This is a genomic window from Psychromonas sp. B3M02, assembly GCF_003318165.1.
GTDB lineage: Bacteria > Pseudomonadota > Gammaproteobacteria > Enterobacterales > Psychromonadaceae > Psychromonas.
This window is the reverse complement of sequence record NZ_QOCB01000038.1, coordinates 1-15,388: the sequence shown is the minus strand read 5'-3', so window position 1 is coordinate 15,388 and position 15,388 is coordinate 1. Positions and strand designations below refer to the sequence as shown.

Sequence of the window (15,388 nt, the reverse complement as noted above, 5' to 3'; positions counted from 1 at the left end):
AGATTATACTATTGTAAAATCGCGGTGTGAGCTCGCTTTTCTTATTCAGTATTACGGCTCTTTACTTATAAAATAAATAAAACTAGCAATACTCTACAGAGCACTGCTAGTTTAATAAGGAGAAGTTAACCTTTAGATTCCTTTAAAAAATTAACAGCACGATCCGGGAAATCAGTGAATACCCCATCTACATCCGCTTTATAGAAAAAGATATTTAAGAAGTCTTCAAAATCCTTTGCGTATCCAGGTACATGACCTTCATCGATTCTAAAGGTATAAGGATGTACTTTCATGCCTGCTTGATGTGCATTTTCCACTAAAGAAGTAAAGATTAAATCGCCTTGTTTTGAATCAGGAGAAACGACCATTGGGTACCAAGGCCCTACTCCATCAGCATATTCGGCAATCTGTTTCATCGCACCAGGTTGGTACATCCAATCGTAGTTATAGTCTACGGATTTACCATCAATATACTCTTTGGTTTCACCCCAACTTGTTTCCGCCATTAACTGAATAAGCTTAATATCCATATTTCGTTCAGGTAATAAATCGTCTTTAATACGCTTGAGTTCATTAACATCAAAAGACTGTAAGTAAGCTAGATCAGCTTTTTTAGTGTAGCCATATTGCTTAAATACATCTAACACGGCACTACTGATGTCCTTTCCTTCGTGACGATGAAACCAAGGAGCTTTAACTTCAACATAGATACCTACATCATGGCCAGTACTAGTGTTGAGCCCTTGAATCAGTTCAATTTCATCTTGTAGGGTGTGTACTTTGAAATGCGACTGCCAAAGCGGGAAACGTTTTGGATAAATAGCTGTTTTCTTACCTTCTTTAATAGTAAAAGCTTCAGTCATATCCAATTGTTTAATTTCTGCTAAAGTAAAGTCGATCGCATAGTAGCGCCCACCTTCACGCTTACGATTTGGAAAAATATCAGCAACATTAGTGACACGATCTAAATAATGGTCATGTAATACCACCAGCGCATTATCTTTCGTCATAACAACGTCTTGCTCAATATAATCTGCTCCCATAGCGTAAGCCATTGACTTAGCTGACATGGAATGCTCAGGCAAATAACCACTTGCACCTCGGTGAGCGACGACTATTTTTTCTGCGTATGCACTGTTAGCTAAGGGTATTGCAATTAAAGCCGTTACTAACCATTTTTTTAAGTTTGGTAATTGAATCATGATGTTGTTGCTCCTTGTATTAAAAATACTAAAAAATAAGCCCGTATTACGTTCAATTAGTTGCTTTTACAGCTAATAAAAGTTTAGAAAACTCCGCAAAGCCATACCCCCCCGATTCAGACATGACAACTTGCGGGTGATGCTTAAGCTTGCTCCAGTAATTTTTAATGTTAGCGACACCAACACTTTTAGGTAAGTTAGCAAACATAAGCTCATCATTTAATGAGTCACCGATATAACAGGCTGTTTTTATGATCTGTGCTTGAGACAAACCCTTTTCTTGCAAAAAACTAAATGAGGTAGCTTTTTTAGAATGATCTCCATACCAACTATTGATATGAATGGAACTTGCTGTGGCATTCGCACCTAAAGTCTTGATTTTCGAGATCACTTCGGCAATAACATCAGGAGAGACAGGAGTTCGATTCTGCCCAATATCAATGGCAACTTCACATAGACGGTACGACTGATCTAATGTTAATTCTAAATCGGGATAATCAGCTAAAATGTCCATGATTTGCTGTTTTAATACTGATTGCTTTTTAATAATAGTGGGCATTGATTCACCTGAGGTAAGAGTTAAAAATCCACTTTTCTTTTCCATAATAAAAGCACCATTCTCCCCAATTACCGCATCGACAGGCCAAAGCTGAGCAATGTGATCACACCAGCCTGCGCATGCTCCAGTCACAGCAACGACTTTCAAACCCGCTTGTTGTAAAGCAGACAAAGCGATTAATGTTTCTGGTGGTAACTGTCCCTCCCAAGTTAACGTATCGTCAACATCAGTCAGCACCCATTGCACATCTTTCCATTCATTCGTTAATGTATTTTTTGGTAGTTTCATCATATCTCTTAATATCTATGGGGCTTATCAGCTTATATTTAATGATTAAACAGACGCTCAACTTATAGTAAATTAGGCAAAAACATCACTAAGCCTTCTGAGTAGGTTAACAGCATTAATACAGCTAATAATGCCAATAAAAGAGGCAACACTTCACGCACAAAATCCACCAGCTTTACTTTAAGTATTGAACAAACGGTAAACATCATCGAACCAAATGGAGGTGTTACACCACCAATCATAATATTAACAATCACGATAATGCCGAAGTGAACAGGGTTAACCCCAAGGTTCAGCACTGCAGGTAATAATAATGGCGTTAAGATGATCATTGCCGCTCCACCCTCAATGAACATACCCACAATCAATAACAATAAGTTAATCAGCATTAATAGAACTAACTTGTTATCAGTCACTAAAATTAAAGCTGAAGCGACATTCTGCGGAATTTGCTCTAATGTCATGTAATAGCCAAAGATCATCGCACCGATGATAATAAACAATACACTGCTCGTACCTTGAATGGTCTCTTTGAAGATCACCGGGAAATGGCTAAGCTTTAATTCACGGTAAACAAATAACCCAATAATGGCACACAATAAAACAGCAATAGCCCCTGCCTCTGTTGGCGTAAATAAACCAAAACGCATACCTAGAATAATGCCAAATGGAATTAATAAAGCAGGAATGGCTTTGCCTAAATGATGTAGGCGCTCTTTAGCTGATGCAGCTTGCGACCTTGAAGGCGCATAGTTACGTCGCCTAGCAATGATCGCAATAGTCACCATCAAAGATAGTGCCATCATAAATGCAGGCACATAGCCCGCAATAAACATTTGATGCACTGATACATTCGCTAATAACGCGTAAATAATAAGATTAATCCCCGGTGGGATCACTGGACTAATGCTCGATGATGCCGCAGTTATTGCAGCAGTAAACGGCAAGTCATAACCTCGTTTGGTCATTTCAGGCGCAAGTATTTTAGATTGCATTGCTGCGTCTGCATTAGCAGACCCAGAAATTCCGCCCATCAGCGTACTTAACGCAACGTTCACATGTGCAAGGCCACCGGTTTTATGGCCAATGATTGAATCTGCAAATGACAGCAAACTACGGCTTATTCCAGAATAATTCATCACTGATCCCACCATTATAAAAAAGGGAATCGCCAATAACGGGAAGGATGAAGCAGATGAAATAAAGCGTTGCATCACTAAGCTGACTGGAATCGAGGTATTGATAAATAAAAAATAAACCAACGAAGAGGCGATCAATGAAAATGCGATAGGTACGTTTAATAAGAATAAAACGAACAAAATAATAATGGGAAGATAGATTTCCACTGTGTCACCTATAGAGTATTGGGTTGCTTTTTAAATAGCTGTTTTAAATCACTTCGAATGAAGTTGATGGTATGAATCGTCATTAAAGAAAAGCACAAAAACAACACACCGTTAATGGTAAAATAAGACATCCCCATCACAGGAGAAACTTTATTAGATAACATCATGTAGTCGTAACTTAAATAAGCAAGAATCACATTAATGACTAATAAAAATGATAAAACCAACAGATTAAATGGGACCTTTGCTCTTTCAGGTAATAATGCAATAACAACATCAACCCCCATGTGTAACTTATGTTTGTAACACGAGCTAATACCAAAGTAGACTGACCAAATAAAACAGATAACCGCTAGCTCTTCGCTCCATGGCACAACAAAACCAAATCCATAACGAAGAAATACATTAATAATCACCATCAAAATGGTAATGGATATGGCAATGGACGCGAATATCTCTTCAAAATTTTTAACTAAGAAGCCCATGACTTCTCCTACTTATTAACTCATTGAAATAATGATTGTTAAGTAAAATTTGTTATTAATCATTCACACTTACTTCACTATAAACGTAGTAACATCGTCATTTTAAACCTTCAAAATAGACTATTTAAAAACGATGGAAGTAATCGATAATGGTATGAATGACATTTCATAACGTAAAAAATAACTGCCTTATTGAAAACCCAATAAAGCAGTTATCTGATAGTACTTTTAAAACTGATCACTTACTCAGCAGCACGGATTTTTTCAAGCTCTGCACCAATTCGGCTTCGGATGTCATCACTCCAAGCAGGGAATTGATTGTAAACATCAGCTGTTAATTTACTAAATTCAGCGCTATCAACTTCGTTAAATTTAACGTCTAAATCTTGTAGTTTTTGAGTGTATTCAGCATCTAACTTAACTAACTCAGTGGTATTCGACACAGCACCAGCCGCTAGCTCTTCATTAATGATTTGCTGTTGCTCAGGTGTGAATTTATCCCAAACTTTAGGTGAGATATAAAGACCTACAGTCCCTAAAAAGTGTTTGGTTAATGACATGTTTTTAGCCACTTCATACATTTTAGTTGAGTACATAGTCAAAATTGAACCTTCAAGACCATCAACCACACCTTGTTGAACACCAGCATAGGTTTCAGGAAAAGGTAATGATGCTGGCGCAGCCCCCATCGACGCTAATGTACTAATAAATAATTGGCTACCAGGAACACGAATACGCATGCCAGCCATATCCGCAGAGTTTTTAATTTCTTTATTGGTGATCATATGACGGAAACCAAACATGTAATCAGCATTTAACACTTTAATGCCTTTCTCTTCGACTTCAGCAGTTAAGTCAGCGACTAATTGAGTATCCATCATGGCTAGGTATTCGTCGTAAGAGTTATATAACATTGGACCAGCTAACGCAGCAAAGTCAGGAACATAATCTCCAAGGTAACTTAAATCTTCAACCGCAATCCAATCGGCACCATTAACAACTTGCTCAAGGTTATCTTTATAAACTGGTAATTGCCCACCAGGATAAACTTTGATGTTTACACCTCCATTAGTACGCTCTCGAATTTTATCCGTCGCTTTGATTAGCTCTTTAGTCAATAATTCGTTTTGAGTAAATACCAAACTCATGTTGATATCAATTGGCTCAACTGTTTTAGCACCTTTTGTTGTTTCAGCAGGTTTTTCGCCACAACCAACCAGCAATGCAACAGCAGTTAATACGGTTCCGATTACCTTTATCATAAATAGTACCTTTGTTTGTAAAGTTAGCTTTAATAAATCAATTCGTTTATTAAAACAAAAAGAGTGAGATAACTTGTATGTGCTTCTCACCCCATCAAATTATTCATATGAACACCCAAATAGTCATATGAAAATATCTATTGTGCAAATAGTAGGTTACAAAAATGTAGACCAGCACCTATAAATACCAATTAACTGTTAAGTTAATATGACAACCTGCTATATTTTAAGTCTTTTATATTTTCTAAAATACATTATCATTAACAACACCATAAAAGTTCAAATGAACATAACTAGGTAAATTTATGATCGCAGGTCATCGCGGTGCAGCGTCATTGGCACCAGAAAATACATTATCAGCGTTTAAAAAAGCACTGCAATCAGGTGCAAAATGGATTGAGTTAGACACACAACTTAGCGCAGATAAAATCCCAGTCATCTTCCATGATGAAACCGTTGATCGTTGTACAAACGGTGAAGGCTTAGTCGCTGATTTTACATTCAGTCAATTACAAGCATTAGATACCGGAAGCTGGTTTTCGGCAGTATTTATCGGTGAACAGATTATATCGCTAGAGCAGACTTTATTATTCTTCATGGAAAATGATTTGAATATGAATCTTGAGATTAAGGTTCATCATTCTGAGCAAGCTGAACCGCTTGTAGATGCAGTTTCAAAAGTATTAGCTAAAGTAAATTTTCCCAATGAAAAGCTCATCATATCTAGCTTTTCTGAATTGGCATTAGCACACTGTCATCGAGTCATGCCGAGTATTCGCTTAGGTTATATTACTGATAAAAATCCATTGATTAAATTAGAAAAGCTGAAGCCTTTAAACTTATATAGTGTGCATATTGACCATAAAATATTAGAAGAAACTATGGCCAAAAAAGTCACTGATAGCGGGCTTAAACTGATCATTTGGACACTGAACGATGTGACACAAGCCGATAAATTTAGATCTTGGGGTGTAGAAATGATTATTACTGATAAACCAGATGTATTTGTTAAAGCATGATAAAACTTAATGCTCGTCAGCAAAATATTCTATTACGCTTACGTCAAAGAGAAGATGTTCAGATAGATGCGATGTCTGAACACTTTCAAGTGACAACGCAAACAATTCGTCGAGACGTAAATCAACTTTGTAAAGCGGGTTATGCTCGACGTATTCATGGTGGCGTTGGCCTACCAGTACAATTGAGCAATAGCAGTTATCAATATCGTAGTGATATACAGTTTGATGCAAAAGATAAAATAGCCCAAAAAGTTGCTAATTCGATCCCTGATGGCTCGACCATTATTATGGGGATAGGCACCACAGTGACACGTATTGCCTATTATTTAAAAACCAAACACAGAGTGATCACTAACAATCTTCAGGTCGTTCGTATACTAGAAATGAATCCAGATATTGAAGTTTATATCGCAGGTGGATTATTTAGATCGCAACAACAAGATGTTGTTGGTAATAATGTCACAGAGTTCTTCAATAACTTTGAAGCAGATATTGGCATATTAGGCTGCGCAGGGATTACCAATAGTCATTGTGCAATGGAGCATGAAACTGCTGAGGCAGAAATATCAAAGTGTATTGTAAACAACTCACGACAAACATGGTTGGTCGCCGATGCAACTAAATGGGCAATCTCCGCTTCAGTGAAAGTCGCTGCATTATCTCAATTTGATCAGATTTATAGTAACTACACTAACCTCCCATCAGAACTTCCACTGATATCGGTGAAATAAACTTTTCTGATGAAAGGCTAAACATAAGATAGAGATTAAAGATGTAGGGCAAATGGGACTAAAAACACGCAGTCTTTATTGAATAGGTCTCAGCAAGGTATCGTATTGCTATCAATAGCATTAGTGATGTTAATTTGAATATTATGATTGATACTATAATCAAACGAACATGCGCTAAGCAATACAAACATTATGGCCTAACTAAACACCGCTTGTTAACATAAAAATCATCAATAAGCGGCGTTTCTTATGCAGAGTTGAGGTTAACTATAATATGAATAAAATAAGCTTAAGTTCGGAATTCATCGATTTTTTGTTGTGCATCATCACCAAATAAACGCTTACTTACCGCTTCTAACCCTTCAGCATTGTCTAATAGCTCTTTGCGAATCACTAGTGTTGCTTTTGAACGTCGACGCAGTAAATCCTCAAGGTTAACAATCATTTCATTCTCAGCAACCCAATCAATTTCAGCCCACGTAAACTCCGTATGCTCTAATGCAAGCTCTGCTTTAGCTGGGTTCTCTTTAATCGCTTTCAATAAAGTAAATGCATCCTCTCCATAACGGCGCCAAAAACGACTTGATAAAGGTTCCAAAGCGCCTTTAGGTGTTAACTTGTCCACCTCTTGCATCGCAGTCATGAACTTAGCCTTAACTTGATCAGCAGGCTCACCATACCAAAGCGCATTAGACCTATTCATTGGAATATCTAAATCTTCTACAATATCAGCAACTTCATCACCAACATTGATACAATCAGTCAACTTACCACCGAAAATACTGATGTGTTTATCTGCCTTATTAACATCAATCGCATGTTTACGAGATAATGCAACCCAATCAGCAACCCCTTCTTCAGCTTCAATAGCTAATGGTCGGACTCCACATCGTTCAGCAATAATGTCATCTTTAGTTAATGGCTTATCTAAATCTAATAAATTATTCGCATTATCAAGAATGAATTTGCGATCTTCATCTGTCACTGAGGTTTGATGGCTTTCAACTTGGTTATCCGTTGTACCAATACAGGTTTTAGAACCCATTGGTAACACAAAGAATAAACGTCCATCACTTGCAAAAAAGGCTAACACGCGATGCTCTTTCGAAATACGATCAACTGTTAAGTGCACCCCTTTAGAGAATAAGTGATGATGCGATGTTTTCTGTTTAGTGCCTTTATTAACTTGGTCAACTAATGGACCACAAGCATTTATTAGCGTTTTGGCTTTAATTGTAAATGCTTGATCGTTGGTTTTATCTTTTGCCTGAATTACCCATTGGTTATTTTCACGCACCGCGTTAACCGACTCTACATAATTTGCAACGATAGCAGACTGCTTTGCAGCGGCTGTAATAAAGTTAAATACAAAGCGCGAATCATTATCTTTTAAGAAAGCATCTGAGTATTCGAAACCCGCTTGCGCACCAGTAACCTTAATACTTGGCTCAAGTTGTTTAATCGTATTACGCGTCAAGTACTTAGGAGCCATAGTGAATAAACGGCCGAATAACCAATAAGCAAGCGTGCCCATAAATACAAACCATACAGGAAAACGGAAACCTTTTTGAATCGTTGTTAAAAAACGAACTTCAGTCACTGATGATGGGTAATGCTTCATTAAGTTATTACGGCTCTTACAAAGCTTATTAACTAAACGATACTCATGACTTTCTAAATACTTAATACCGCCCCATGCGAGATTTGAAGAATTAGAGCTAGTTGCTCCTGCAAAATCTCCTTTATCGATTAGACCAACTTTAACGCCTTTAGCCGCCAAAGATGCAGCGGCAACGGCACCATTGATACCACCCCCTAAAATAAGGACATCTAACTCTTCTTCAGCTAATTGTTTAATATTGTTCGTTCTATTGAGGCTCATTTCGGAATCCTTTAAAAAAATGTTCGGTAACGCACTTTAATGTTCAAATTAGAACATAAATATTTTCTAATTAACACTGTAATTAATTAAATTAATACTTATATTGAGCACAAATGAGTAAAAAGTAGAGTTAAGTTAAATAATCAACATAAGATTATGTAGATACGAACACTCTCAATGGATAAACAGGCTGTATTAAATACAAATATATTCAGTAAATGGTGCATGATACTGACCACGATCAAGATAATCAGACCTTGGAAAAGGCTCCTTATAATAATTAAGTGACCATCTTATTATCGTTATAGCGCTTCATTAAGCATTGAAAATAGTTACCTGCCAAACTAATTTAATCTACCATTATTTTATTACATTTTATTTACAAACCATTAGCTTAACCCCACCAACCGCAACACTTCATGGGTAAATTTGTTAATAATTTAATACTTAACAGGCAAACAAACCAATTCATTATTTGATCAAACCTAAAAATTATTCCTTGATAGTTAGTGCACTAATCATTAGGATTATAGTTAATTGATCGTTCAATCAATTAACTATTTGAACGATTTAACATTAAAAGGAAGTGATTTATGGCAAGACCTGTGATGAAAGAAGTCAGGCAGCAAGAGCTTATTGAGGCAACATTAATCTCAGTAGAACGCTATGGTTTACAGCACTCGACTATTAATACAATTAGTGCAATAGCAGGCATGTCATCTGGCATAATCAGCCATTATTTTGGGGGGAAGCAAGGCTTAATTGAAGCTACTCTCAGATACCTTATCGATCAAATAAAACAAGTATTGTTAGCTAAAATATCTGATAAATCACTCTCTGCTCAAGACAGACTATTCATGATTGTTGAAGCTAACTTTACCGAACTACAGCGCTCCAATGCAGCTACCAAAACGTGGTTGAGCTTCTGGTCTCAAGCAATGCATGACCCTGGCTTGGCTAGACTACAACATATCAATAACCGACGCTTATACAGCAACCTACTCTATTCGTTTAAACAACTACTTACAGATGTTGAAGCAGTTAATGCCGCAAAACAAACAGCCGCGATCATTGATGGATTCTGGTTACGTAGTGCGTTGAGCTCAACCCCTGAAGCCGACTTTAAACAAGCTCAGACCCTATCTAAAGCCTTTATTAATACTGTCATTACACAGTATGGAGAAAAAAAATGTCATCATTAGTCGTTCATCAAAATTATGTTCACGGGCAATACATTGCTAATGGCACAGGCGAAACATTCGAAGTAATTAATCCAGGCACAGGTGAAGTAAGCTATTTAGTTGAAACAGCTACAGAACTTGTACAACAAGCAGCTATCGACAGTGCAAAAGCTGGTTTTGCTGTGTGGTCGAAAATGAGCGCAATGGAACGTAGCCGATTACTGCTTAAAGCAGTCGAATTATTACGTAAGTATAATGATGACCTCGCTGCTACTGAAGTTATCGATACGGGTAAACCTCTACAAGAAGCAATCGAAGTTGACATCGTAACGGGTGCAGACTCAATCGAATTTTTTGCAGGTTTAGCACCGGGCATTGAAGGCAACCAACAAACTGTAGGCGATGACTTTTATTACACTCGTCGTGAGCCATTAGGTATTTGTGCAGGCATTGGGGCTTGGAACTATCCATTACAAATTGCTTGTTGGAAAGCCGCTCCCGCTTTAGCTTGTGGTAATGCAATGATTTTCAAACCATCTGAAGAAACACCGCGTGGTGCAATGCGTTTGGCTGAAATATTTACTGAAGCCGGCATTCCTGATGGTGTTTTTAACGTTGTACAAGGCGATGGGCGTGTTGGCGCTTGGTTAACTGGTAATGAAGATATTGCAAAAGTTTCTTTCACCGGTGAAGTGGGAACAGGCAAAAAAGTAATGGCTGCAGCTGCTAGTTCATTAAAAGAAGTCACCATGGAATTAGGTGGTAAATCACCTTTAATGATCTTTAATGATGCAGATATTGAAAATGCGGTTTCAGCAGCCATGTTAGGCAACTTCTACACCCAAGGAGAAATATGCACTAATGGTACACGCGTATTTGTTCAAGAAGAAATTTATCCTCGCTTTATCAAACGTTTAGTTGAGCGTACAGAGCAAAATATCATCTGTGGCGATCCAATGAACCCAGAGACAAATTTTGGCGCGTTAATTTCAAAAGACCATCAACAAAAAGTGCTCGATTATATTGAAACTGGCAAAAAAGAAGGCGCAACGTTATTAACTGGCGGTAAAGCATTACAACCTAAAAGTGCCGAAAATGGTTTCTTTGTTGCTCCTACGATTTTCACTGATTGTACGGATCAAATGACAATCGTTAAAGAAGAGATATTTGGCCCTGTAATGTCAGTACTCACCTTTACGGATGAAGAAGATGTTATTAAACGAGCAAATGATACTCGCCTAGGTTTAGCAGCCGCTGTCTTCACTCAAGACATCACTAGAGCCCATCGTGTTATACACCAAATTGAAGCAGGTATTTGTTGGATTAACGCCTATGGTGCATCACCATCGGAAATGCCTGTAGGTGGTTACAAAATGTCAGGTATCGGCCGTGAAAATGGTAGCGAAACCTTAAAAGCGTATACCCAAATAAAAGCCGTTTATGTTGGTATGCAAAATCTAGAAAGCCCATTTTAAGGATGACTATGACTAACGATCAGTATGATTACATTATTGTTGGTGCAGGCAGCGCTGGTTGTGTACTAGCCAATCGCTTATCTGAAGATCCTAAAAATAAAATATTATTATTAGAAACAGGTGGTAGTGATAAAAGTATTTTTATCCAAATGCCAACTGCTTTATCAATTCCAATGAACACCAAAAAATATGCTTGGCAATTTGAAACTGAAGCTGAACCTTATTTAGATAATCGCCGCATGCATTGTCCTCGCGGTAAGGTATTAGGCGGTTCATCATCAATTAATGGCATGGTTTATGTTCGTGGCCATGCTCGAGACTTTGATGAATGGCAACAAGCCGGTGCAAAAGATTGGGATTATGCGCATTGTTTACCTTATTTTAAGAAAGCTGAAACTTGGTCATTTGGCGGTAACGATTACCGTGGTGACTCTGGTCCGCTAGCCACTAATAATGGCAACAATATGAAAAACCCATTATATCAAGCTTTTGTTGATGCAGGAGTTGATGCTGGCTATTTGGCGACTGCCGATTACAACGCTGAACAGCAAGAAGGTTTTGGGCCAATGCATATGACGGTCAAAAACGGTGTACGCTGGTCTACAGCTAATGCTTATTTAAGACCTGCGATGAAACGCAGTAACTTAACCGTTGTAACTCATGCATTAGTGCACAAAGTATTACTTGAAGGTAAAAAAGCAGTCGGTGTCCGTTATGAAGTAGACGGTAAACTAACCGATCAGCTGTGTAATAAAGAAGTATTACTCAGCGCAGGCTCTATCGGCTCTCCACATATTTTACAACTTTCTGGTATTGGTAAAGGTGAAATATTAAAAGCTGCTGGTATTGAGCTACGTCATGAGTTACCGGGTGTGGGTGAAAACTTACAAGACCATTTAGAGTTTTATTTTCAATTTAAGTGCTTAAAACCTATTTCTTTAAACGGGAAAATTGATCCACTTAATAAACTATTAATTGGTATGCGTTGGATCTTAAACAAATCAGGCTTAGGTGCGACAAATCACTTTGAGTCATGTGGATTCATTCGCTCTAAAGCAAGCTTAGAATGGCCAGATCTTCAATATCATTTCTTACCGGCTGCAATGCGTTATGACGGTAAGGAAGCTTTTGCAGGTCACGGCTTCCAAGTACATGTTGGGCATAACAAGCCTAAAAGTCGTGGCTCTGTCAAAGTAGTATCAAGTGATGTGAATGTTGCTCCGCAAATACAATTTAACTATTTATCACATCAAGATGACATCGAAGGCTTTCGAGCTTGTGTTCGTTTAACCCGAGAGATTATTAATCAACCTGGATTAGATGAATACCGAGGTGAAGAGATTCAGCCTGGCTCAGCAATACAAACCGACCAAGAGATCGATCAATTTGTTCGAAGCTCAGTTGAAAGTGCTTACCACCCTTCTTGTTCTTGCAAAATGGGTGAAGATGCAATGGCTGTTGTGAACTCAGAAACTAAAGTACATGGCATCGAGAACCTACGAGTCGTTGACTCTTCTATCTTCCCTACTATCCCTAACGGCAACCTAAATTCACCAACCATTATGGTTGCAGAACGTGCCGCAGATATCATCTTAGGAAAGACACTACTAAGCCCTAACAAAGCTAACGTGAAAGTCGCTGATGATTGGGAAAATACACAGCGACTACAATCCCCTAAACGACACATCGATTTATAAATTGAATATTGTGTATTAGTAGACAGTGAATGTTTACTAATACATAACGAGGTTAAAGGTCAGCCTAAGCAATTACTGCAAATGATCTATTAGTTACGTTATTTGTTCAGGGTTTAACTATCGTCATCCATACATGCCATTTATCGGCATTATCACGATACTTAAGGTTTGAGGGCAGAGGTTGTCTTAAAAAATAATAGCGTTGCGTTTTAAAACATAAAATAAGGAATTATCTATGTTGATTAACACACTCTTTAGGGAGGCCAAATAATGACGCTTTGGCTTTCAACCGGCATTCTATTCGTTTTTGCCGCAATTGCATTTATCTTATACCGTTGGGGTAACATGCAATGTATAGGTGTTACACCTGTGCGTAAATTCACTTTCATCGCAATCCTTTTTACCTCTGGATTAGATGTTGGTTTAATTATGTTCCCACTGACAGAGTTTGCTGGATATGCAGATTTAGCTACTAGTCCAGAATATGGCTTTACCAACCCTCTTTCAATTGAATTTGGTTTTTGGGCCTTCTTAATTTGGGCATTTTATTTTGTTACTTGTTTCTATTTTTGCGTGATAGAACCAAGAGTCAAATTTTTCGAAATACCGCTAATCAAAGCGATTAACAACATAGTTATCATTGGTACCTGTGCTTTTACAGCTTATTTGCTATTAACTAACTTACCTTGGTACTTACCGGGAATAGGTGATGGTGAATCTATTGTTGGGAGCTTCTACCTGATCGTCTTTTTAGCGATTGCCGTAGCAGTGTACTCAAGTACCAGTATTCGCTATGTAAGAATTTTAAGCCTAGGTAGTAGTTGGTTATTCTTTGCGTTGATCATCATGATGTGGGCAGGTGCCTTTTTATCTGAAAGTTCAAGCGTTGGAGAATTCTTCACGACCTTTGGATTACTCGGCGACTATTTTGCTAACTTACATCACTTTGTATTACCGTTAAATGATTACCATGAATTTTACCTATTCTGGTGGTTTGCTTGGAGTATTATGATTGGTCAGTTCACTTCTCGCTTTGTAAGTGGAATGAGAACTTATCAAGTACTTAGTGCAATGATGATATTCCCATCAATTCCAATTGCAATTTGGTTTACTGTCCTTTATTACTACAGTGCAAATTCAATCCCGACAGCAGGTTTTTATAACTTAGCGATGGTGATTGTTGGTATTACATTTGTTGTCAACTCGCTTGATTCGCTAATCCGCTTATATACGGATAACCTAAACTTAACAGTAAAACGTTTTGGTAAAATACCTTACATCATTGGTAATATTGCTTTGTTGAGTGGTTTAACATTATTATTTAAATTAAACTTTCTACAGATTCAATGGGTTGGTGCATTGGCAATTGGCTTAATCTTAGGTTGCTTTGCTTATATTCTATTAAAATATTTACGTAAAGTTGCAGATATTGAACGCTCTCCAAAAGAGAATAAAATCGATTTTACTAAAATTGAATTAATGGATTAAAAACAATAACTATAGGGTGAAGTTAAACAAATTTAACATTTAATATCCTCAATAGTAGCTGTTCAATAAAAAGCAGAATAACAAGCTCCGTTATTCTGCTTTTTTATGATTTTAAACATGAGCCCTATGATTTTTTTTGCTATCCTACGCAAAAATTTGAGGTGAGTATTATGGAAAAGCAAGAGCAGTTATTAATTTCGTTACGCCGTGTGATCAGGGCTATCAGTATACACTCACGTCAATTAAATAAAGAATCAGGCTTAACTGGCCCGCAGTTGTTAGTGATGCAAAAAATTGATCAACTCGAAGCCCCGCTAGCAAAGCAAATTGCTCAAGAAATAACGTTAAGTGCAGCAACGGTAACTACCATTCTTGATAGGCTTGAAAAGCGCAGCTTTATTATTAGAACCCGCAGCAAAACAGATAAACGCAAGGTCCACTTATCATTAAGTGAAGCGGGTAAAAAAGTATTGAGTTCATCGCCAAAACCGTTACAAGAACATTTTATAAAACGTTATAAGAACCTTGATGAATGGGAGCAAAGCCAACTGCTTTCTGCTGTAGAACGCATTGCCTCAATGATGGACGCCACTGAATTAGATGCTGCACCAGTATTATTAGTTGGCAAGATACAAGACACAGAGACCTAAACCCTACATTTAAAAAATGTAGGGTCGTAATGACTTCTACATATTTTTCTCATAATAAGATTGTATTTAATAACTCATTAATGCTGACCTCTATAACCTTCTATTCCTATACTTATGTTAAAT

Annotated in this window: 13 protein-coding genes; 7 read left to right on the top strand and 6 right to left on the bottom strand. The window is 37.5% G+C overall.

Features of this window, described 5'->3' with window-relative positions:
• Positions 1–125 precede the first annotated feature (125 nt).
• From glpQ to DS885_RS05280, 5 genes are all read right to left on the bottom strand, one after another.
• Positions 126–1,202: a glycerophosphodiester phosphodiesterase gene (gene glpQ, locus DS885_RS05300; RefSeq protein WP_113818360.1), complete on the bottom strand. Its 1,077-nt coding sequence runs from the start codon at positions 1,200–1,202 to the stop codon at positions 126–128.
• A gap of 52 nt (positions 1,203–1,254) precedes the next feature.
• Positions 1,255–2,049, bottom strand: coding sequence for an HAD family hydrolase (locus DS885_RS05295; RefSeq protein WP_113818359.1), 795 nt, complete (start codon positions 2,047–2,049; stop codon positions 1,255–1,257).
• A 62-nt stretch (positions 2,050–2,111) separates the two neighbouring features.
• The gene (locus tag DS885_RS05290; RefSeq protein WP_113818358.1) at positions 2,112–3,395 is read right to left on the bottom strand and encodes a TRAP transporter large permease; all 1,284 of its coding nucleotides are present in this window, start codon (positions 3,393–3,395) and stop codon (positions 2,112–2,114) included.
• Positions 3,396–3,403: 8 nt separating this feature from the next.
• Positions 3,404–3,880, bottom strand: a complete 477-nt coding sequence (locus DS885_RS05285; protein WP_113818357.1) for a TRAP transporter small permease — start codon at positions 3,878–3,880, stop codon at positions 3,404–3,406.
• A gap of 242 nt (positions 3,881–4,122) precedes the next feature.
• Entirely contained in the window at positions 4,123–5,142 is a 1,020-nt protein-coding gene (locus tag DS885_RS05280) for a C4-dicarboxylate TRAP transporter substrate-binding protein (RefSeq protein ID WP_113818356.1), read from the bottom strand.
• Between the two features lie 305 nt (positions 5,143–5,447).
• On the opposite strand from DS885_RS05280, the gene DS885_RS05275 reads away from it, so the two are divergent.
• Together DS885_RS05275 and DS885_RS05270 are read left to right on the top strand one after the other, a co-directional pair.
• Positions 5,448–6,161 (top strand): glycerophosphodiester phosphodiesterase family protein, encoded by a 714-nt coding sequence (locus DS885_RS05275; RefSeq protein WP_113818355.1) that lies wholly within the window; start codon positions 5,448–5,450, stop codon positions 6,159–6,161.
• Positions 6,158–6,892 carry a DeoR/GlpR family DNA-binding transcription regulator gene (locus DS885_RS05270; protein WP_220149647.1) on the top strand — a complete coding sequence of 245 codons (735 nt, stop codon included), beginning with the start codon at positions 6,158–6,160 and terminating at the stop codon, positions 6,890–6,892. Before DS885_RS05275 ends, DS885_RS05270 begins: the two co-directional genes overlap by 4 nt.
• A 289-nt stretch (positions 6,893–7,181) precedes the next feature.
• On the opposite strand, the gene DS885_RS05265 is transcribed toward DS885_RS05270, so the two are convergent.
• Positions 7,182–8,774: a glycerol-3-phosphate dehydrogenase/oxidase gene (locus DS885_RS05265; protein ID WP_113818354.1), complete on the bottom strand. Its 1,593-nt coding sequence runs from the start codon at positions 8,772–8,774 to the stop codon at positions 7,182–7,184.
• A gap of 593 nt (positions 8,775–9,367) precedes the next feature.
• Between DS885_RS05265 and betI the strand changes: the two genes are divergently transcribed.
• The 5 genes from betI (at position 9,368) to DS885_RS05240 (ending at position 15,265) form a co-directional block, all read left to right on the top strand.
• Positions 9,368–9,976 (top strand): transcriptional regulator BetI, encoded by a 609-nt coding sequence (gene betI / locus DS885_RS05260; protein WP_113818353.1) that lies wholly within the window; start codon positions 9,368–9,370, stop codon positions 9,974–9,976.
• Positions 9,964–11,430 (top strand): betaine-aldehyde dehydrogenase, encoded by a 1,467-nt coding sequence (gene betB / locus DS885_RS05255; protein WP_113818352.1) that lies wholly within the window; start codon positions 9,964–9,966, stop codon positions 11,428–11,430. The genes betI and betB overlap by 13 nt, the downstream gene beginning before the upstream one ends.
• An 8-nt stretch (positions 11,431–11,438) precedes the next feature.
• Positions 11,439–13,127, top strand: coding sequence for a choline dehydrogenase (betA, locus tag DS885_RS05250; RefSeq protein ID WP_181817700.1), 1,689 nt, complete (start codon positions 11,439–11,441; stop codon positions 13,125–13,127).
• Positions 13,128–13,397: 270 nt separating this feature from the next.
• Positions 13,398–14,615, top strand: a complete 1,218-nt coding sequence (locus DS885_RS05245; protein ID WP_113818350.1) for a BCCT family transporter — start codon at positions 13,398–13,400, stop codon at positions 14,613–14,615.
• Between the two features lie 170 nt (positions 14,616–14,785).
• Complete coding sequence (locus DS885_RS05240) at positions 14,786–15,265, top strand: MarR family winged helix-turn-helix transcriptional regulator (RefSeq protein WP_113818349.1); 480 nt, start codon at positions 14,786–14,788, stop codon at positions 15,263–15,265.
• Positions 15,266–15,388 lie beyond the last annotated feature (123 nt).